This window comes from Bacteroides faecichinchillae JCM 17102, assembly GCF_000614145.1.
Taxonomy (GTDB): Bacteria; Bacteroidota; Bacteroidia; order Bacteroidales; family Bacteroidaceae; genus Bacteroides; species Bacteroides faecichinchillae.
The window spans coordinates 1-21399 of the sequence record NZ_BAKK01000049.1; the positions used below are offsets into that span (position 1 = coordinate 1).

Consider the following 21399-nt stretch of genomic DNA (forward strand, 5'->3'; position numbering starts at 1 on the left):
GAAGATGGACAACTGTGGATCCGATGAGTGAGAAATACTATTTTTCGTCATCTTATGTATATTGTATAGATAATCCTATTAAGTATATTGATCCCAAAGGAGGAACTGTTGTTATTTGGTATAAAAATGAGAGTGGAAAACGAACATCTTATTCGTATAGTGGTGGAAAGGTTACTAACTCGAATGGTTTTGTAGGCGCTGTAATCGCTGCATATAACTATAATAAATCAAATGGACTCAAAGCTGGTAATGGTGGAGGAGAATCTTCTGTTGCTATTATAGAAGATACGGATATAAGAGTGAATGTGATGGAAGGCGAATACGATAAATATGCTCCAGAAAGTGCTGGAGGAACTATCTATTGGAATCCTAATCTTGGGATGGCAAATGAAAATGGTACCGTAAATTCACCAGCTACGGGATTTGATCATGAGGCTGCTCATGCGTTAGGGCATAAGAAAGATCCCAAGCAGTATGACATAGATAGAAATAAATATGATAAACAATACGATAAAGTAGAGGAAAGGAGAGTAATTACAGGACCAGAACAAAAAACAGCATTTGCTAATGGAGAAATCAAAAAAGAACAAATAACCAGAAAAAATCATAAAGGAAAAGATGTGATAACTGAAGGAGTTACCTCTACAAAAGTAAACAAGCAAAAAACAAATGAATATGAAAAGAAAAGAAAAGTATGGACATCAGAACCATAAAAAAATATATTTAATAGTCTACATTCTATTATTAGTAGTAACATCATGTAAAACTAATAATGAACTTATTAATTTTAATGATGTTGAATCTATTAAAGTTTGGTATATATCTAAGGAAGTATGTACAATGGTTCCCTTTAGGGATTGTGGTGCAATTCTTAGAATGGAAGATTCGAGAGACACTGTAATAAGTGATAAAGATATTATTAAACGTTATGTTTCTATAGTTAATCGATTAAAACCTATTAATCCTGAGGCTTATTATGACCTCAGAGTCAGTTCTTGGATTAGAATGAAAAAGATAGGAGAAGAGAAACGGCAGAGTATTGGAGTCTGCATAGACCTATCTGGAAAAGTTTTAAGAAATGATACGTTAATGCAAGGTAATAAAAAAGAGATTAAGAAATTTCTGGATGAAATTTTATATGATCCTTTATCTCCTGAAGCTTGGACGCCAGATTTTATGAAAGTGAAGAATATAGAATAACGTATTACCCTAATATACGTTGTCTATTTAAAGATAATTTATATTAGGGTATTTCTTGTCTGATAAAATTTCTTCAACTGGAAATATAAACAATATAGTAGTGAAATAACAAAATTCAGCATACAATTTCCCAATAACAGTACTAGTCTGTTATTCAATCAAACTTTAAATTACCAGAAAAAAGAACGGTACTACTCCTTGTTACAATGGTAATATCAGCAGTATGTCCTGGAAGGCGGGAAGTGAAACAACAGACCGGGGTTATCGTTTTACGTATGACTATCTTTCCAGACTAAAGGATGCCACTTATGGTGAAGGTAACAATCTTACGACTAACCCCAACCGTTTTAATGAACAGATTACCGATTATGACAAGATGGGTAATATCCTGAAACTGAAACGTTACGGACAGATTTCTTCAGCGGCTTACAGATTGGTTGATGACCTGAGTTTGACTTATAATGGTAATCAGTTGCTTGTTGTAAAGGATATTGCGACAAGCGATGTTTATGGTAATGGGACTGATTTTAAGGATGGTGCCAATCAGACAACAGAGTATGCTTATGATAAAAACGGTAATCTGATTAAAGATTTAAACAAGAATATAAGTAATGTGAGTATAATATAGCAGAACAATCTATTTATGTCGAACTTACGTTATTTAAATGTATTTATTGAATAACATATTTGGTATAAAAAATCCCTGCTAGCTTTTTCTATTTAAACGAAGAAGCCTCAGGGATTTTTGGGGATTAGAAATTTAGATTTAGTTGATATTCGGATTTAATGTATGCCAGTCTTTAATAGCAGGAATAATGCCCATCTCTATCACTTCATCACGTAATTTGCATAAATGTTCGTAGCTCTTTTCCAATTCTTCTTGTTCAGTAGGAGAACCTGCTACTTCTTTATAACTAATACCATCTTTAGTGATTGAAGTCTCCATTGCCATCATGATATGGTCAAATTTGCCATTAGACACGTACGTTCCTGCAGGCCAACGGAAAGGTTGTCCTCCCATAGCGGCAGCAATCATTTCGATAGAAAGGTATGCCGGACTTTGGAAAGAGGAACGTCCACGTAAATCAATAATATGTTTTCCTCCTTGTATAACACGAACTTTCAAAGCTTCCCATTCTGCTAATGGAAGACGCGTAGTACCGATAAATTCGGTTAAAGGTTCTCCATTAACTTTGGTTGTTGAGGCAAATACAGCCATCTGTTCTCCATGTCCACCATAAGTACGGCAGTTTTGGATATCGGAAGCAGGGATATGGAAATATTTAACCAATTCGTGTTGTAGACGAGTACTGTCCAATGCAGCTAAAGTAGAAACCTGCGAAGCTTCAAGCCGGAATAAAGCAATGTGATTAGGCCAGTAATATCTGCGGGATTGAAAATCACAACGATATGTTTTACGTTTGGACAGTATTGACGGACATCTTTACCGAATTGAGCTGCGATCTCTGCATTTCCTTTCAATAAGTCTTCACGAGTCATACCTGCTTTGCGAGCAGCACCACCAGACGAAACAATGTATGAGGCTCCAGTCAATGCTTCTTTGATATCGGAAGTAAATGTCAGGTTTACACCTTCAAAACCGCAATGGTATAATTCTTCTGCTACTCCTTCCAGAGCGGGAGCAAATGGATCGTATAGACAAATGTTCGGAGTGAGTTTCATCATCATGCAGTTTGCGCCATATTGGAGCCGATCATTCCGGCAGCTCCTACGATCGTAAGTTTCTCGTTGGTTAGAAAATTCATAATTTTATATCTTTTAAAAGGTGAGTAATCTTTATCTTTAACGGTTACAAAGATAACGCATTTATTCTCAGATTGTTCATTGAAAAAAGTGTTGGCAGATAACGAAAAGTTATATCTGTAGGGAGAATCTACTTAAAATAGTTTATCTTTGTATATCGTATAAACAATAGATAGAGTATGAGCATCGAATTAGGAAAATTCAATCAGCTTGAAGTTGTCAAGCAAGTAGATTTCGGAATGTATCTGGATGGAGGGGAAGAAGGCGAGATCTTATTACCTAGCCGATATGTGCCGGAAGATTGTAAAGTAGGAGATATATTGAATGTATTTCTTTACTTGGATATTGAGGAGAGGTTGATTGCTACAACATTGACTCCGTTGGTACAGGTTGGACAGTTTGCCTGTCTGGAAGTGGCGTGGGTAAATCAGTTTGGAGCATTTCTTAATTGGGGATTAATGAAAGACCTGTTTGTACCTTTCCGTGAACAGAAGATGAAAATGCAAGTGGGAAAGAAATATGTTGTATATGCATATATTGATGAAGAAAGTTATCGGATTGTAGCTTCTGCCAAAGTGGAGCGCTATTTGTCGAAAGATAAAGCAGAATATTTGTCGGGAGATAAGGTGGATATTTTGATCTGGCAGAAAACGGATTTGGGCTTTAAAGCGATTATAGATAATAAGTATAGTGGACTGCTATATGATAATGAGATATTCAGTACGTTGGAGACAGGAATGAAAATGAAAGCATTTGTGAAACAAGTGCGCGAAGACGGAAAGATTGATTTAATGCTTCAGAAAACAGGCTTCGATAGAGTGGGAGACTTTTCGAAAGTGTTACTGGAATATATTGAAGAACAGGGTGGCAGAATTAGCCTAAATGATAAAAGTCCGGCTGATGAAATCTATGCTGTTTTTGGTGTGAGCAAGAAAACTTTTAAGAAAGGTGTAGGAGATTTGTATAAGAAGCATCTGATTATCTTAAAAGAAGATGGGCTTGTACTCGCAAATTCCGAAGTGAAATAGGGAAATCCCTATTGATGAATAGAGAGAATCATTAGGGTGGGGAGTTTCCTCACCCTATTTTTGTAATGAATCAAAAGAATGCTAATTATAAAAACTAGATAAGTTATGCGTAAAATTATTATATGTTTCTGTATATTGCTTACCACTCTTTCATTAAAGGCACAGACGATAAGTGGGATCAGTATTGATGGTGGAAATATTCCAATTCTCGTTTATATAGGCGGTAATCAGATGTGCCTTCCTTCAACAAGTTGTTTTATTGCTAATTTGAGACCGGATTATTATACTGTAGAAGTATATGCGACTCGACGTATTCGCCCCGGAGAACGTGTTTGGAAAGGAGAGAGATTGTATACCGAACGTATTTATTTTAATGGTAATGGTGTGAAATATATTCAGGTGGGAGGAACGGGAGGTCATCGTCCTGGTAGACCAGATCAAGGTGGACATTGCCCTGAATATGGTCAATATGATAGAGTGATGAGTTCACAGCTCTTTGATACGTTTTTTAATAAGATGAAAAATGAGCCTTTCTCATCAGATCGTCTTAAAATGTTAGAGGCGGCATTAGTAAATACTGATTTTACCTGTGGACAGTGCCTTAGACTGGTAAAACTTTATAGTTTTGATGATGACAAGATGAAAATAATGAAGTTGATGTATCCTCGGATTGTGGATAGAGAAGCTTTCTTTACTGTTATTGATGTATTAACTTTTTCGTCAAATAAGGACGAGATGAATGAATTCGTAAAAAACTATAGTATTTGTCGATAAGCTATTAATATTCATTAAAAAGATATGGTTATGAGAAATATACGTGCTATTTTGTTATTTCTGGTACTTACTTTGAATGGTAGTTGTGCATCTTATTATGTTTCCGGTAAGAAAGTGATGGAAGTACAGAAAGGCATGACGCAACAAGAGGTACGACAACTATTGGGGAAACCCGATTATCGACGTTTTGGAGGTGATCTGGAAGAATGGGAATTTCGTCGTGATAAAGGAACTCCACTAACTCCGACACCTATGACGATTATTGTTCAATTTATGGATGGTGAAGTGGTAAGTATGGGTACTTTTAGTGGTTATGGTAGGCCTGCATTACCTCTACCGCCTGCTATATAAAAAAGAATGAGTTTTAAATAATAAATTAAGAGGAGGTTAAATCATGAAACGAATATTATTTTTACTCTTTGCTATTGGTTTGAGTACTAGTATGACAATGATGGCTTCTATGAGCACTAGCAAAGTGCGTAACGAGACACGTTTCCTTACTGATAAGATGGCATATGAATTGGACTTGAATACTCGGCAATACAATGATATCTATGAAATCAATTATGATTTTATATATTCTGTCCGTAATATAATGGATTATGTAGTGCGTGGAGATGAATGGGCAGTAAATGACTATTATGAAGCTCTGGATATCCGTAATGATGATCTTCGTTGGGTATTGAATGATTCGCAATATCGTCGATTTATGGGAGCCGATTATTTTTATCGTCCGATTTATGTTACTGGGGGGAGATGGAACTTCCGGATTTATATTAACTATCCGAATCGAGGATTGTTTTATTTTGGGGTGCCCTATCATTATCGAACTTATTGTGGAGCTCATTATCGTCCACACCTCCATCATGTAAGTTATTATAGGGGTAGATATAATGATTTTGGACATTATCCGACACCACATCGGGTGAGAGACCAAAGAGTGTTCCATTCTTATCGTCGTTCGGATTTTGGTTCGGTGCGTTTCCGTCCTAATACTTCTGTTCGTCCTCATAATGTACCAACTCGTCCGAGGGGCTCTGAACGCCCTGGAGGATCGAATCATCAGCGGCCCGAATCAGGGCATAGACCCTCTGCACCGAGTAGGCCTTCAACATCAGAACGCCCTTCTACATCTAGCAGACCTTCAATTCCATCTAGGGGAGAATCATCTCGTAAAGATGTAGTTCCAAACAGGAGTGAAAATAATAAAGAGCGACCTACTACGACAACGAATCGGGAAAATAATCGTGGAAGTAGCAGTAGTCGTGGTACCAGAAGGGAAAATGTATCAAGAGGTTCAACCGAAAGACGTTCGTCCACTCAAAGTACAAGAAGCAATCGTAATCGTAGTTCTTCTCGTTCTTCGGAAAGGGGAAATAACACAAGAAGATAACCTATCCCTTTATTGATATATTTACTCCTCAGTGGAAGGAGAACTAGACTCCGACTCGTTGCCGGCTAGACTGTTCCGCTTCGCCCATTACTTGGATGTCGGGGCGGATATTATCCGCCTCGATTTCACTTATTAATCCTTTCTTAGCAAGGCGTCCGGCAATAAGTTTATAATATCCTTCCATACTTTCTTTTAACTGTCCGTTGGCGGCGAATGAACTGCGGAAATGTTTAGGTTTTGGGATTATAGAAGCTAGAAAAATACTTTCTTCTATAGTCAGTTGGGAAGGGCGTTTGTTAAAGTAGAAGGAGGAAGCTTCTTGAATACCATAGATCTGTGGTCCCCATTCTGCGATATTCAGATAAACTTCGTACATCCTTTCTTTAGATGTTAGTCTTTCTGTTTCTATCAACCATACGATTAATGCTTCTTCTAGTTTGCGGGCAAAATTCTTATTGCGGTTTAAGAATACATTTTTTACTAATTGCATGGTGATGGTACTTCCATCACGAGCAAAACGTTTTACTTGCAGGTCATAAATTAGTGCCTCGCGCAGTGCATCTGGTAGAAATCCTTGATGATAAAAGAATGCACCGTCCTCGCTTTGTAGTACGGACATTTGTAATATGGGAGAGATACTATCTAGCGGGGTGAAGTGGTCCCAGGAAGTACCGATTGGGAAAGTACGGACAGGAACTCCATTTTCATAAGCTGTATAACTGAACTCACCAGACATTTTAGAAAGAGGGATGGTTCCGTATTCGATAATTCGAAAATCTTTTTCTTTCAATTCTGATTCTAACTTTAAACTATCTATCTGAGCGAAATCAACATCAAATAGAAAATGGTAGGCTAATTCTTCACTCGTTTTTATACCTTCCAAATTATTGAATAAACCTTTTGGCAAAGAACTGAATAGATTATTTGCAGGGAACCAGGTTTTATTAACCGATACTATGAAATGCCAGTATTCTTGTTGTTTTTCAGCACGCAAATACGGATGAAACTGAAGTTTATTAAAGATAACAGTAGTGGTGCTATCGAGTTCCAAAGCATTTTCACCAATGTTTATTTGATAATCTAATTTTCCTTGGTCTAGGTGAATGACTTCCGGAGAAAGAGCTTTATGGTAAACATCCAGCCCATTTACTTGCACCTGTCCATTGAGGCGCACTTGATTTCTGCTAAGAATATCTTTTCTCAGACTGTATGATAAAGTATCAAATGTGACTTCTGCTCCAAATCGTCGGCTAATATAGGGTAAAGAGATCTTTTTGGGGTCTGATGAGTAAAGATTGATTTTTAAGGTGTTATCATCTTGTTTAATTTCTCCATTTGCAATCCAATACTGCGATAAAGTATCTTCTTGTATATTGATATCCGATTGAAAATGATTCTCTTTTATGATGAATGAAGGTAGAGTAATAGAAACGAAATTTTTATTCTTTTGTTCTGTGATACAAATATGGTTTAGCTTTCCGTTTTCGGGTAAAAAACCGAAGCAGAGGTTCAGGAGTTTATTGATTCTTTCTGAATAGTTAGCTTCATTTACTGTTACTTGGGGAAGTTGCTCTTTACCTTTTTTAAAAAGGAAATCATAATTAGCTATCGAATCCTGTTTGATAAAGGTAAGTGACAGACCGTTCACTGTTACATGACGTATTTCTATCTCGCGCGTGAGTAGCTTCCAAAAGCTAAGTTTGATCATTGCAGATTTTAATGTAAGAAGAGTATCTCGTTGTTTTGGTACAATAGATAATTGTTGGAGAATGATTTTGTTCAGCCTTTCATCTCCATTTTTTCATAATGAATATTAAGCCTATGCACCTGCTCGATTCGGGCAGTGTGTTTACTGACAATACTCTGTAAAAGAGTGTTACGATATAAATAAATACTGATGAGGCAGATAAGTATTCCTCCACTGATAGAAAGTAGGAGAATCTTTTTTTTACTGTACTTTTTCATCGTTCGCCTTTGATAATAAATCAGGTGTAAAGGTAGACAATATTCTGTTGATCAGTATATAAACCGTTCTTTATTATTTGACAAGTGATAAATAATCTCCGTAACCTTCTTCCTGCATTTTATCTTTTGGGATAAATCGTAATGCGGCACTGTTGATACAATAACGAAGCCCACCTTTTTCTTTCGGACCGTCTGTAAATACATGTCCTAAGTGAGCATCGCCCGTTTTGCTACGTACTTCTGTTCGTACCATCCCATGCGTAGTATCTAATTTTTCATTAATTAGATTTTTCCGAATAGGTTTAGAAAAGCTAGGCCAACCACAACCAGAATCAAATTTATCGGAAGAAACAAATAATGGTTCACCTGTAGTTATATCTACATAAATACCCGGACGGTGTTCGTTCCAATATTCATTATGAAAAGCTGGTTCCGTAGCATTCTTTTGGGTAACAGCATATTGTTCTGCTGATAATTTCTTACGAAGGGTGGCAGCATCTGGCTTTTGATAAGCTTTTGTTTGAGGAACATTGGCTTTACGCGCCATATCAAATAAAGCTGGATTGATATGACAATATCCATTTGGGTTTTTATCAAGATAATCTTGGTGGTAAATTTCTGCCGGATAAAAGTTCTCTAACGGTTTTACTTCGATCATCACTGGCTTTTGATATTGGGCAGATAATGTTTTTATGGCTTGATTGATAATAGGAATATCCGCTTTATTGGTATAATAGATACCCGAACGGTATTGTGTCCCACGATCATTTCCCTGACGGTTGAGGCTCGTAGTCTATAGTTTGAAAATATAAGTCAAGTAGCAGGTTTAAATTTACTACTTCAGAGTCGTAAACGACTTTGACTGTCTCTGCTGCATTAGTTTTTCCAGAACAAACTTGTTCATAACTAGGATTGGAGATAGTACTGTTGGCATATCCTACTTGAGTAGCTTCTACCCCTCTGATTTGTTTCAGAAAGTGTTCTGTTCCCCAAAAACAACCTCCTGCAAAATAGATTTCTGCTTGCTTTTTCATTGGTTCTGCAATTCCTAAAAATACATTACTAATTATCAGAATCACTAAGATGATAAAATGTCTCATATTCGTTGGCTCTTTTTCTAATAACGAATGAACCGATGGATATGTTTATGTTATTTTTCTACAGAAATAGTTTTGCAAGGTAATGTAAACCAGAATGTGCTTCCTTTACCTAACTCAGATTTTACACCAATTTCACCATTCATCTTTTCTATAATACCTTTGCATATTGACATTCCTAATCCATTACCCGGAGTAAAATTATCTATTTTCTCAAAGCGTGCAAATACTTTGGGTAAGTTTTCGTCAGCAATTCCCTTTCCTGTATCTTTTACATAAAAACGTAGTCCGGCTGTTATATGTTCATATCCGAAGCATATATAACCTTTTTCAGTGAACTTTACAGCATTACTCAGGAAATTTGATATTGCTTGCGCTAGCCTGTGTCGTTCAGTATAAATGACACACTTTTTATCAGGTAATTCGCATTGTAACGATATCCCTTCTTTTATTTTAGACAGATATTCTTGTTTTAGATTCCGGCATACCTGGACTATATCAGTCTTAGAATAATGAAAATCTAACTGTCCGGATTCAATCTTGGATAAATCGAGAATATCACTTATAAGTTGTAGTAACAGAGAATTATTAGTTTCTATAATTTTCATGTATGCATGTGCTTCCTCCTTATCATCAGCGTAAGCTAGTTGGCTTGAAAAACCTACAATTGCATTAAGTGGGGTACGAATCTCATGGCTTATATTGGCAAGGAATGCACTTTTTAGACGGTTAGATTCGTCAGCTTTCTCTCGTAATATCTTTTGCTCTTCCATCATGTGCGCTTTTACAGTTGTGATTCGTTTGTAATATAGCATCCGTAGAATCAGAATGATAATAATGCCTGATATTACCAAAGTTCCAGCAAGAAATTGCCAGAAATAAGTTTTCAGAAATGATGGCTTTTTATTATATAAAACAGTATGGATCGGCAATCGCGATTGATCAATATTATTTTTCTGAAGAATTTTATAATTAATATAATATTGAGGTTTAGAAGGAGTGATCTGAAATTTCTGACTGTTGTCTATGCCTTTTGAAAGTACCTCATAGGTCAAGTCGGCAAGATCATTTCCTAAATCTTCTGCTGCCACATAATATCCACCTAAATAGTTCGGGTTTGTTTTTCCCTGATCCATAATTAAATAAAAGAATTTCGAATGTTGTAGTACCAATTCGTTGTGGAGCATAGAATAGGCATGAGAATAGTTTTGAGCATCTGTATACCAGCCTGAGGAGAGAATAGCATAGGTATTATCTTGGGATAAAAGAGAGTCTACAAGCTGCATTGTAGTCAGTTCGCTTCCATAATAAGAATGTAATTCTTCAAAACCAACTTCTTTAGCTAACTTTTGAAGATGCGGTGTTAGAAACTGGAAATTATACCGATTATCGTAGATGTAGGCAATCTTGCTGACATTCGGTTGAAGTTGCCGAATTAGTTGTAAGTTCTCCTTGAAGTAATCTTTGGTATAATATCCGGTGACATGAAAATCTTCGAAAGATTCTGTTGTTTTACAAATATCTTGTATATCATTAATATCGTGTGGAATGAACCGATTATAATCAATATAACCGCTTTTTACACTTCCTAATATTATTGGAATATTTTTCCATGTATGGGGACAAGAAGTGGTGTAAGCTGTCCAAGCTTCCCCTCCGATGATAACTACTATGTCAGGTGCAGTTTTGTAAGCCTCAAATAGCTCTTTCATCCAATTTTCCCATTCTTTGAATTTGATAGAAGCTTCACTATCCATATATTCAACAGTAATCCGGCAGTTGAGTTCTTTACTTAATTTGTATGAGAAAGAGTTGATAATAATTCTACTGTTTTCCTTATCAGGGAAGTAAGAACTGATTAATAAAATATGCTTCATATCTTTTTCTTTATTGACAGCGTAATTTGGGGGCGCCATACAGAAAAAGAAAAAAACTATGCACAATGAACGTAAAGCTATTTGAGACATTGAGCTCATTAATTTATTATTGTATACATGGAACATATAGGGATATTCTACGATTAGGAAACTATTACGTGAGAAGTACTATATGTAATGGGGCAGGGTATCCCGTTGATGGAATATAATTGGCACTAATGTTATTGGAACTAATAATTTCTCTATCTTTATTGCTTCCATAAGGAGTCGTTTTGAATGTTATTAGATACTTATTATAAAAATTTTCGAAATATAATATTATTTATTTAAAATTTGTTCTAGACAGCAATAATAATAAGAAACTTTAATGATATGTTATTTTTCTCGAAAACCAAATTATTGGAAAAAAGAGTGGGAAAGAAAGGCTTTTACCACCATTTAATACCGATGAGTTACGAAAAGTTGCAAATGAGTTGAACTTTTTTTAGAAAACATTTTGTAGACTCAATCTTCTTTGCGTAATTTGTGTGCAACAAATTTAGTGATTAACTAACCCTTTTAAATAAAAGTATCATGAATTCAAACATGGAAAAGCCCTACGTAGTAGGTATTGACATAGGCGGAACAAACACCGTCTTTGGAATTGTAGACGCACGCGGAACTATTATTGCTAGTAGCTCAATCAAAACAGCAGGTCATCCGACAGTAGAAGAATATGCTGATGAAGTATGCAAAAATTTGCTTCCTTTGATTATAGCTAATGGTGGTGTAGATAAGATTAGAGGTATCGGAATTGGTGCTCCGAATGGTAACTATTATACAGGAACTATCGAGTTTGCTCCGAACTTGCCTTGGAAAGGAATTCTTCCGTTGGCTGCCATGTTTGAAGAGAGATTAGGTATTCCTACTGCTTTGACGAATGATGCGAATGCAGCAGCAATTGGAGAAATGACTTATGGTGCTGCTCGTGGTATGAAAGACTTTATCATGATTACACTGGGTACTGGTGTAGGTAGTGGTATTGTAATCAATGGTCAGATGGTATATGGTCACGATGGTTTTGCTGGTGAATTGGGACATGTGATTGCTCGTCGTGGTGGTCGTGTTTGCGGTTGCGGTCGCAAAGGATGCCTTGAGACTTACTGCTCTGCTACTGGCGTAGCACGTACTGCCCGCGAATTACTAGCTGCTCGTACTGATGCAAGTTTGCTTCGTAATATTCCTGCTGAAAATATTACATCTAAAGATGTATATGATGCAGCTGTGAAAGGTGATGCATTGGCTCAGGAGATCTTTGATTTTACAGGTAATATTCTAGGTGAAGCTTTAGCAGATGCTATTGCATTCTCTAGCCCGGAAGCAATTGTATTGTTCGGTGGTTTAGCTAAATCGGGTGATTATATCATGAAACCAATTCAGAAATCAATCGATGAGAATATTCTGAATATTTATAGAGGAAAAGCAAAATTACTTGTTTCTGAATTGAAAGATTCTGATGCTGCTGTATTGGGTGCCAGTGCATTAGCTTGGGAGTTGAAAGACTTGAAAGAGTAATATCAATATTATAATAAAGGTAATAGAATCCTCGGGAGTAATTGTTTATTTTCGGGGATTTTTTATTGCAATTATTTTAGTTGAAGATAACTAAAATAAAAAAGAGGAAATTGCCAATGTGGCATTTCCTCTTTTTTATTTCGAATCTTAGAGATTGATTAATTAACTCTTTTTTCTTTGATTCTAGCTTTTTTACCAGTAAGAGCACGTAGGTAGTACAATTTAGCGCGACGAACTTTACCTATCTTGTTCACTTCAATGCTATCAATAGCCGGTGATTCGATTGGGAAAATTCTTTCTACGCCAACAGTTCCTGACATTTTACGTACAGTAAAACGTTTCTTGTCTCCATGACCGGCGATTTTGATAACAACACCACGGTACAACTGTACACGTTCTTTGTTACCTTCAATGATACGATATGCTACTGTTACAGTGTCACCTGCTTTGAAGCTAGGGTGCTGTTTACCTGTAGCAAATGCTTCTTCTGCAATTTTAATTAAATCCATTGTTATTATTATTAAATTGTTTTATCGTTACAACGCAACATACCAAGTAACTCTTATCTTGACAGCGATTGCGCGAAAGCGGTGCAAAGTAACTAATTATTTGTCAGATTGCCAAATGTTTTTGTGTATTTCCTCTATTTAAAGAGGAGGTTATTTTCATTGAGTGTGCTTATAAATGGAGATTTTTGTGTAAGTTTGTGGCATCAACAAAATTAGTAAAATGAAACAAAGTCATATTAAGTTAATTTCAGGATTTGTTCTGTCTGGTTTGTTTTTGTTTACCTCTTGTCACTCTACTCGTGAAGCCGGTCAAGCTAATTACGAAATAATAAAAATAGAAGGTACCAGAATTTGTATGGATTCTACGTGGGATGCTAATTCGAATGTACAGGCAGAAGCTATTCTTAAACCATATAAAGAAAAGGTTGATAAGATGATGTACGAAGTGATTGGTGTTAGTGAGATGACGATGGATAAAGAACGTCCTGAAAGTTTGCTTTCTAATTTAGTAGCGGAAGTGTTGAGATTATCTGCTGAATGTGTATTGAAACAACCTGCTGATATTGGCGTGATGAATATGGGGGGATTGAGGAATATACTTCCCGCTGGTAATATAACGGTAGATGCTGTGTATGAGATACTTCCTTTTGAAAACTCTCTTTGTATATTAACAATGAAAGGATCAGAAATCAAAAATTTGCTGTCTGTTATCGCTTCTCTGCATGGCGAAGGACTAAGTGGAGCTCGTATTGAGATGACAAAAGATGGGAAACTGTTAAACGCTACAGTACAAGGTAAACCAATTGAAGAGGATAAGAATTACACGGTAGCTACTATCGATTATTTAGCTGACGGAAATGACGGGCTTACTCCATTTCTGCAAGCAGACAAACGCGAATGTCCGGATGGTGCGACATTGCGTGGACTTTTCCTGGAGTATGTTGAACAACAAACCTCTATGGGCAAGAAAATAACTTCTAAATTAGACGGACGTATCACCATTGTTCCTGATACAGTTCAGAAATAAGGGGAGAAAAAGAACTAAATGCTAAATGTTTAATCTACACATTATTATGACCATTCGTAATTATATTATATTCCTTTTTTTATTGTTTCCTATGTTGATATGGGGACAAGAAACAGAGACGCTAACCATTTTACAAACCAGTGATGTACATAGCCGGATAGAACCAATTACACAAAAAGGAGATCAAAATTATGATAAAGGAGGATTTGTTCGCCGAGCCACATTTCTTTCTCAATTCCGTAAAGACAATCCCCATGTATTATTGTTTGATTGCGGTGACATCTCTCAAGGTACTCCTTATTATAATATCTTTAGAGGAGAAGTAGAAATCAATCTAATGAATGAAATGGGTTATGATGCGATGACAATTGGTAATCACGAATTTGATTTTGGTTTGGATAATATGGCACGCATTTTCAAGTTGGCTAAGTTTCCAGTAGTATGTGCCAATTATGACTTGGATGCTACTATACTTAAAGATATAGTGAAACCGTATGTGGTCTTAGAACGTTATGGTTTAAAGATTGGTGTCTTTGGGTTAGGAGCCCAGCCTGAAGGATTGATACAGGCTAATAAATGCGAAGGAGTAATCTATAAAGATCCTATAGGCGTTTCAAACGAAATAGCAGAGCTATTGAAAGAAGAAGGATGTGATGTTATTGTTTGTCTGTCACATTTAGGAATCCAGATGGATGAGAGATTGGTCGCGAATACTCGTAATATTGATGTAATCTTAGGAGGACACTCACACACTTTTCTGAAAACTCCAAAGAACTATTTGAATATGGACGGTAAAAATGTCTCTATTATGCACACTGGTAAGAATGGAATTTATGTTGGACGCTTGGATTTGACCTTAAATAAAAAATGAGAATATTGATATTTGTAATAGCTATATTTTTAATCCTTCCTCTCAAAGCTCAGGGAGTGGCTACTGGTACAGCTGTAGAACCCTTATTACTTTATAAAGCCAATCAGGACAAACAATGCCGTCAATGGTAGATTCTGTCATGAATAAGCTTACTCTCCGCGAAAAGGTTGGTCAATTATTTATTTATACCATTGCTCCTGTTGATACCAAACGTAATCAAATATTGCTGAAAGATGCAGTAGATACTTACAAGGTTGGTGGTTTGTTGTTTTCTGGAGGAAAAATGCAGAATCAGGTAGAGCTGACTAATCGTGCTCAGCGTATGGCAAAAGTGCCCTTAATGCTTACCTTTGACGGAGAATGGGGATTGGCAATGCGTTTACGTGGAACTCCGGTATTTCCCAAAAACATGGTGTTGGGATGTATACAAGATAATCGTTTGATTTATGAATATGGTCGGGAAATGGCCCGACAATGTAGGCTGTTGGGAATCCAAGTTAATTTTGCTCCTGTCGCTGATGTCAATATAAATCCTAATAATCCAGTGATTAACACCCGTTCTTTTGGTGAAAACCCGGTACAGGTAAGTGATAAAGTGATTGCTTATGCTTCCGGTTTGGAAGGAGGGGGAGTACTCTCTGTATGTAAGCATTTTCCCGGTCATGGAGATACAGATGTAGATTCGCATAAGACATTACCCGTATTACCTTTTACTCGCGAGCGTTTGGACAGTGTGGAACTTTATCCTTTTAAAGAAGCGATTCGGGCAGGTGTGAGTGGAATGATGGTTGGACATCTTCAAGTGCCCGTTATTGAACCGGTTGGAGGATTGGCTTCTTCTCTTTCCCGCAATGTGGTGTACGATTTACTCACAAATGAATTAGCTTTTAAAGGCTTGATTTTTACCGATGCACTTGCTATGAAAGGAGTGTCTGGCAATCAAAGTATATGTCTACAAGCATTAAAGGCGGGTAATGATATTGTATTGTCTCCCCGTAATCTTAAAGAAGAGATGCCTGCGGTGATTGAAGCTGTGGAAAAAGGTGAAATCAGTAAGGAAGATATTGAAAATAAATGTCGGAAAGTCTTGATTTACAAGTATATATTAGGATTAAAGAAGAAACCATATGTGCAACTTTCCGGTTTAGGACAACGAATCAATACTCCGCAGACACGTGATTTGATTCGCCGATTAAATTTGGCGGCAATAACCGTTCTGAATAACAAAAATCAAGTTCTTCCATTACATGCAGATACAAGCCAGTCAGTGGCACTACTTGAAGTTGGTGATCTAGGAGCAACGAATCCATTAGCTCAGCAACTGTCGAATTATGTATCTATATCCCGTTTCCGTCTACAACCGAATCTAACGGAAATACAAGCCCAGCAATTAAAAGATTCTCTGGCAACTTATAATCGAATAATTGTTGCAATCAGTGAACAGCGTCTTGCATCTTATCAGCCATTTTTTGCTAAGTTTGCTCCTCAGATTCCGGTTATTTATCTGTTTTTTACTCCGGGAAAAATGATGTTACAAATTCAACGGGCAGTAACCGCTGCTTCGTCTGTTGTATTAGCTCATAGTTATGATGATGATGTGCAGAAACAGGTTGCCGATGTTTTATTTGCTAAAGCGACAGCTGATGGAAGATTATCTGCTAGTTTGGGTGGAATATTTAGTGCCGGTGCAGGAGTGACCATTACTCCGCAAACTCCATTACATTTTATTCCAGAAGAATACGGTCTTTCTTCCACCATCTTGCAACGAATAGACTCTATTGCTTTGGATGGTATTCGTCAAGGAGCTTATCCCGGTTGCCAGATAGTAGTGATGAAAGACGGTCATTTAATGGTAGATAAGACATTTGGTACTCATTCCGGTGAGGGAAGTAACCGGGTACAACCTACCGATGTTTATGATTTGGCCTCACTTTCCAAAACAACAGGTACATTACTTGCTCTGATGAAACTTTACGATAAAGGACGTTTTAACCTGACAGATAAGATTTCGTATTATTTACCTTTCCTTCAACGGACGAATAAGAAAGATATAACAATTCAGGAACTGCTTTATCATCAGTCAGGATTACCATCAGGCATAGCTCTTTATCAGGAGGCAATAGATAAAGATAGTTATGAAGGACGATTGTTTAGTGCACGAAAAGATGCACATCATTCAGTGCAATTAGGTACTTCCACTTGGGCAAATCCCAAATTTGAGTTTAAAAAAGAATATGTCTCCCCCATTGAAAAAGATGGATATACCTTGCAAATCTCTGATAGCTTATGGTTGAATCCGACCTTCTTGAAAGAGATGGAAAAGAAAATCGTAGAGGCTCCGATGAAACTGAAAACTTATACATATAGTGATGTAGGTTTTGTCCTGTTGCGTTTGTTAGTAGAGGAATTGGCAGGTGTACCAATGGATACTTATCTTCAACGTGAGTTCTACCAACCGATGGGATTAGGGCACACTGGCTATTTGCCTTTACGCCGTTTGCCGAAATCAGTTGTAATCCCGTCTTCCATCGATAACTTTTTGCGTAAGACAACGCTTCGAGGATTTGTACATGACGAAACAGCCGCATTTCAAGGAGGAGTTTCCGGAAATGCCGGATTGTTTTCTACGGCGCGGGAAGTTGCTCAGGTTTATCAGATGTTACTGAATGGAGGTGAATTGAATGGCAAACGCTATTTGAGCAAAGAAACATGTCAGTTGTTTACTACAGAAGTGTCCAAAATCAGCCGTCGTGGATTAGGTTTTGATAAACCGGATACAAAGAATCCGAGGATGAGTCCATGTGGCACTCATGCAACGGCAAAAGTATACGGACATACCGGATTCACCGGAACCTGTGCTTGGGTAGATCCTGATAATAAATTGGTTTATGTCTTTTTGAGTAATCGTATCTATCCGAAAGTAACGAACAGTAAATTGAGTAAAATGAATATCCGTGAGAACATACAAGATGTAATTTATGAGGCGATAAAGTAATAATTAATTTTTTTATTAGGAACAAAAAAGTGCCCCTTTGCTTCTCATTGCAAAGGGGCACTACCTATTAATATAAGTCTAGTTAAATTATTTACCCTTTAGAAAGACAAACCAACGCGGAAACCGAAGTTATTCAATCCATCTACACTATAGTGCAGTACATCAGCTTTATTGGTACCATAGCTGTAGTACAATGCGATGTGCAGACCCGGTCCGTAAGCCCAAGGGAATACGTTGATACCGACTTCAGGAGAAGCATAGAAACCCCAGCTATTTTCTCTGGCTTCCAGCATATTGAAGTTAGAACGGATTTTAGCATATTCAGCACCTAATTTAGCACTAATATACGGTTGTACTATTCCACCGCGATTCCACTGATAACGTGCAGCGGCACCAAAAGGCAACTGGAACATTGTATGCTGTTGGTCAGTAGTTACATCACCTGCACCCAATTTGAATGTTTCGCGAGGAAAATACTCATGATTGCTGTGATAATTTAAGAAGAGTCCTAAACCTAAGTTCGGAGTTACGAAGTAACCACCTTCAAAGTTCATACCCCAACCGCTGGCTTTGTCGGCAAAATTATTACTCAACGGAACGTTGAACTGCCAGTCTATATTAGCATATCCGTTGTCAGATAACTGTGCCTTAGCTGGCATAGCGAAGGCAATGGCAATGACTACCAGGGCCACCACCTTGAAATATATATTCTTTCTTGTTTTCATAACAGTTGTAGTTGTTTATTTATTAGTAAGATAGGGGGACTGAGCGAAAGATTGGTTGACTGCTTGTACAGCGAGTGCACGATTAATCACTTTAGAACCAGTTTCAAATCCAGTCAGATAGCTATTCCATAAAATAGGAAGTTTTTTGTTTGTACCTTGTTCTGCTTCCAGATTTACTATTTCGGTCAGGAATGAATTAGTGCTATAGCTATAAGTCACAGCATATGGATAGTACCATCCACCCCAATTTCCCCAGTAAGAAGGTCCCCAGTAACCTGGGTATCCCCACCACCATTCGGGTTGTGAATAACTGGTGAAATAATAAGTACTAGCAATGTAGCTTACTTGAATACCAAGATCAGCACTTTCCTGATCAGGAGCCGGTTGGTAACCTCTTGCTTCCATATTTTCCGCATAAGCTGCCAATATTTGTTCGGCACCTTCTCCTTCCAGATATTCTGGTTCCTTGCTATCGGATATAATCAGTATCTTATCTGCCAGATAGAATGTACTAAAGTCTTTAAAGTTGGCTTGCTTGTCGTAGTTAGTGTATACCAGATAATTGTCATCCAGCTTACCCATGTCCGGGTCTTTTTCGCAAGAAACGAGTGCGAAGACCGCCAATAAAATAGGAATTAATTTCTTCATATCATTTATAATGTTTAGGTTATATAAAAATCGCGCCTGGTACCTCGGGGCTTTTGTTACAAACAACAAGGAAAGTGTAAAAAGGTTCGCTCAAATGATTATCTTTGCCAGATAATTAACATTCTAACCATATGAAACGTATTAAAATAAATTTCGTCGGATGGCTTTCTATCCTGCTGCTGACGGTGATTATGCCATCATCTTTGTTGGCACAGGAAAGTTTTCTTCAAAAGATTGAAAAAAACACTTCTATTACCGGAATAAAACCACTCGAAACGAATCGCTTTTCTGAGAAATATGTGATGTTTTTGACACAACCGTTGGATCATCGTCATCCCGAAAAAGGAACTTTTCGTCAACGTGTAATTGTAGGTCATGTCGGTTTCGACCGCCCTACAGTGATTGTAACCGAAGGATATGGCGCTGGGTATGCGCTGAGGTCACAATACAGAGAAGAAATCTCCGAATTATTCAATGCAAATATGATCTTTGTTGAGCATCGTTATTTCCTCGAATCCACTCCCGATCCATGTGATTGGCAATTCCTGACAGCCGAAAATTCGGCAGAAGATCTGCATTCTGTGACTACTACTTTCAAAACTCTTTACTCTGGGAAGTGGATTAGTACAGGTATCAGTAAAGGGGGACAAACGTCTCTTTTGTATCGTGTATTTTTTCCTGATGACGTTGATTTCTCAGTTCCCTATGTAGCTCCTCTTTGCTATGATCTTGAAGATGGACGGCATGAACCTTTTCTTCGTCGCGTATCTACGAATGAAGACAGGAAAAAAGTAGAAGATTTTCAGTTGGAAGCTTTGAAACGAAAGGCAAGTTTGTTACCACGTTTCGAGAAACTATGTACTGAAAGAAAACATACATTCCGTATTCCTTTGGAAGAAATTTATGATTATTGTGTACTGGAATATTCTTTTGCTTTTTGGCAATGGGGAACTCCTGTCAGTCAAATACCGGAATCTTCTGCCTCTGACGAAATTATCTTTAGGCATTTATTGGACATCAGCGATCCTTCTTATTTTTCGGCCGAAAGTTCTAATTTATCTTTTTTTGTACAAGCAGCTCGTGAATTAGGGTATTACGGTTATGATATGACTCCCTTCAAATCTTATCTCTCCATTAAGACAAGCAAAGATTATCTAAGGCACATAATGCTACCTGAAAATTTAGAGAATATAAAGTTTGATAAGAAACTGAGTAAGAAAATGGTGAAATTCTTGAAAAAAGGTGATCCGAAAATGATTTTTATTTATGGTGAAAATGATCCCTGGACAGCGGCCGGCGTCACTTGGCTTAAAAATAAGAAGAATATTCATGTATTTTTAGAACCGGGTGGTAGTCATTTGGCGCGAATAAGCACTATGCCTGAACCTGAAAAACAGAAAATTATTTCTATTATGCAAGAATGGCTGAGCAAATAATGATTCCCGATTGGTAAGTGATGAGTTTCGTAATGATACGTATTGAATTGTGCAAGAAGTAGGATGAACTCCACAATAAAAACTAAGAATATCTGGGCAAAAAATGAAAACCTAATTTGTTTAGATATTCTTAGTTCTTTTGGTTGGCTTCTATTCGAATCCTATTAATCCTCAAATAATGGTTTCAGCAAATCCGGAATCTCTACTTTATCCAATTTCAGTTCATTCATCCTTTGCTTTCCGGTTGGACTAAGATGAAAATACATTTGCCTTCTATCTTGACTTCCAAGCGTTCTGATGATTAGGGATTTTTCTTCTAAAATCCGGAGCATTTTCGACGTATGAGAAGGACTAAGTTCTGTTTGTTTAGAGAGATTAGTGGCTGTCATCTTTTGAGATGAGTCCTGCAGGGCACATAATATAATAGCCTCATTCAAAGATATTTTATAAGTCTTTTCAAAAGCAATCTCAAAGTTGGACATTGCTCTGAATACTTCTCGCATTGCACATATTGTTTTCATATACAGCTAAATATT

At 37.1% G+C, this 21399-nt stretch carries 14 protein-coding genes and 6 pseudogenes; 12 read left to right on the plus strand and 8 right to left on the minus strand.

Annotation, left to right across the window (positions count from 1 at the left end):
* The 3 genes and pseudogenes from JCM17102_RS17800 to JCM17102_RS17810 form a co-directional block, all read left to right on the plus strand.
* A pseudogene (locus tag JCM17102_RS17800) lies at positions 1 to 713 on the plus strand (DUF6443 domain-containing protein); the annotation flags it as partial.
* Positions 676 to 1200: a hypothetical protein gene (locus tag JCM17102_RS17805; RefSeq protein WP_025076128.1), complete on the plus strand. Its 525-nt coding sequence runs from the start codon at positions 676 to 678 to the stop codon at positions 1198 to 1200. The pseudogene JCM17102_RS17800 and the gene JCM17102_RS17805, both read left to right, overlap by 38 nt.
* Before the next feature lie 196 nt (positions 1201 to 1396).
* A pseudogene (locus JCM17102_RS17810) lies at positions 1397 to 1816 on the plus strand (hypothetical protein); the annotation flags it as partial.
* Between the two features lie 150 nt (positions 1817 to 1966).
* Here JCM17102_RS17810 and JCM17102_RS28310 read toward each other — a convergent pair.
* Positions 1967 to 2966: pseudogene (locus JCM17102_RS28310) on the minus strand (malate dehydrogenase).
* Positions 2967 to 3143: 177 nt separating this feature from the next.
* On the opposite strand from JCM17102_RS28310, the gene JCM17102_RS17820 reads away from it, so the two are divergent.
* From JCM17102_RS17820 to JCM17102_RS17835, 4 genes are all read left to right on the plus strand, one after another.
* Positions 3144 to 3992, plus strand: coding sequence for a CvfB family protein (locus JCM17102_RS17820; protein WP_025076130.1), 849 nt, complete (start codon positions 3144 to 3146; stop codon positions 3990 to 3992).
* Positions 3993 to 4097: 105 nt separating this feature from the next.
* Positions 4098 to 4766, plus strand: coding sequence for a proline and serine-rich protein 1 family protein (locus JCM17102_RS17825; protein ID WP_025076131.1), 669 nt, complete (start codon positions 4098 to 4100; stop codon positions 4764 to 4766).
* A gap of 30 nt (positions 4767 to 4796) precedes the next feature.
* Positions 4797 to 5117, plus strand: a complete 321-nt coding sequence (gene bamE / locus JCM17102_RS17830) for an outer membrane protein assembly factor BamE domain-containing protein (RefSeq protein ID WP_025076132.1) — start codon at positions 4797 to 4799, stop codon at positions 5115 to 5117.
* Between the two features lie 43 nt (positions 5118 to 5160).
* The gene (locus JCM17102_RS17835; protein ID WP_025076133.1) at positions 5161 to 6159 is read left to right on the plus strand and encodes a hypothetical protein; all 999 of its coding nucleotides are present in this window, start codon (positions 5161 to 5163) and stop codon (positions 6157 to 6159) included.
* A gap of 21 nt (positions 6160 to 6180) precedes the next feature.
* Here JCM17102_RS17835 and JCM17102_RS28315 read toward each other — a convergent pair.
* The 3 genes and pseudogenes from JCM17102_RS28315 to JCM17102_RS17850 form a co-directional block, all read right to left on the minus strand.
* A pseudogene (locus JCM17102_RS28315) lies at positions 6181 to 8124 on the minus strand (biosynthetic peptidoglycan transglycosylase).
* A gap of 73 nt (positions 8125 to 8197) precedes the next feature.
* Positions 8198 to 9224 (minus strand): annotated as a pseudogene (gene msrB, locus JCM17102_RS28320) (peptide-methionine (R)-S-oxide reductase MsrB).
* Positions 9225 to 9274: 50 nt separating this feature from the next.
* Positions 9275 to 11098, minus strand: coding sequence for a sensor histidine kinase (locus JCM17102_RS17850; protein WP_033887057.1), 1824 nt, complete (start codon positions 11096 to 11098; stop codon positions 9275 to 9277).
* 573 nt (positions 11099 to 11671) lie between these two features.
* Here JCM17102_RS17850 and JCM17102_RS17855 point away from each other — a divergent pair.
* Positions 11672 to 12652: an ROK family protein gene (locus JCM17102_RS17855; RefSeq protein WP_025076135.1), complete on the plus strand. Its 981-nt coding sequence runs from the start codon at positions 11672 to 11674 to the stop codon at positions 12650 to 12652.
* A 158-nt stretch (positions 12653 to 12810) separates the two neighbouring features.
* On the opposite strand, the gene rplS is transcribed toward JCM17102_RS17855, so the two are convergent.
* Positions 12811 to 13161 (minus strand): 50S ribosomal protein L19, encoded by a 351-nt coding sequence (gene rplS / locus JCM17102_RS17860; RefSeq protein ID WP_025076136.1) that lies wholly within the window; start codon positions 13159 to 13161, stop codon positions 12811 to 12813.
* A gap of 220 nt (positions 13162 to 13381) precedes the next feature.
* Between rplS and JCM17102_RS17865 the strand changes: the two genes are divergently transcribed.
* The 3 genes and pseudogenes from JCM17102_RS17865 to JCM17102_RS28325 all read left to right on the plus strand — a co-directional run bounded on the left by JCM17102_RS17865 (position 13382) and on the right by JCM17102_RS28325 (position 18054).
* Positions 13382 to 14188, plus strand: a complete 807-nt coding sequence (locus tag JCM17102_RS17865) for a 5'-nucleotidase C-terminal domain-containing protein (protein ID WP_025076137.1) — start codon at positions 13382 to 13384, stop codon at positions 14186 to 14188.
* 91 nt (positions 14189 to 14279) lie between these two features.
* Positions 14280 to 15059 (plus strand): bifunctional metallophosphatase/5'-nucleotidase, encoded by a 780-nt coding sequence (locus tag JCM17102_RS17870; RefSeq protein ID WP_369899158.1) that lies wholly within the window; start codon positions 14280 to 14282, stop codon positions 15057 to 15059.
* Positions 15056 to 18054 (plus strand): annotated as a pseudogene (locus JCM17102_RS28325) (serine hydrolase domain-containing protein). Before JCM17102_RS17870 ends, JCM17102_RS28325 begins: the two are co-directional and overlap by 4 nt.
* 98 nt (positions 18055 to 18152) lie before the next feature.
* Here the strand turns inward: JCM17102_RS28325 and JCM17102_RS17880 are convergent.
* Complete coding sequence (locus tag JCM17102_RS17880; RefSeq protein WP_025076139.1) at positions 18153 to 18779, minus strand: porin family protein; 627 nt, start codon at positions 18777 to 18779, stop codon at positions 18153 to 18155.
* 15 nt (positions 18780 to 18794) lie between these two features.
* Positions 18795 to 19427, minus strand: a complete 633-nt coding sequence (locus JCM17102_RS17885) for a DUF4136 domain-containing protein (protein ID WP_025076140.1) — start codon at positions 19425 to 19427, stop codon at positions 18795 to 18797.
* Between the two features lie 131 nt (positions 19428 to 19558).
* Between JCM17102_RS17885 and JCM17102_RS17890 the strand changes: the two genes are divergently transcribed.
* Positions 19559 to 20863, plus strand: a complete 1305-nt coding sequence (locus tag JCM17102_RS17890; protein WP_025076141.1) for a S28 family serine protease — start codon at positions 19559 to 19561, stop codon at positions 20861 to 20863.
* Positions 20864 to 21027: 164 nt separating this feature from the next.
* Here the strand turns inward: JCM17102_RS17890 and JCM17102_RS17895 are convergent, their stop codons facing one another.
* The gene (locus tag JCM17102_RS17895) at positions 21028 to 21384 is read right to left on the minus strand and encodes a MarR family winged helix-turn-helix transcriptional regulator (RefSeq protein ID WP_025076142.1); all 357 of its coding nucleotides are present in this window, start codon (positions 21382 to 21384) and stop codon (positions 21028 to 21030) included.
* Positions 21385 to 21399 lie beyond the last annotated feature (15 nt).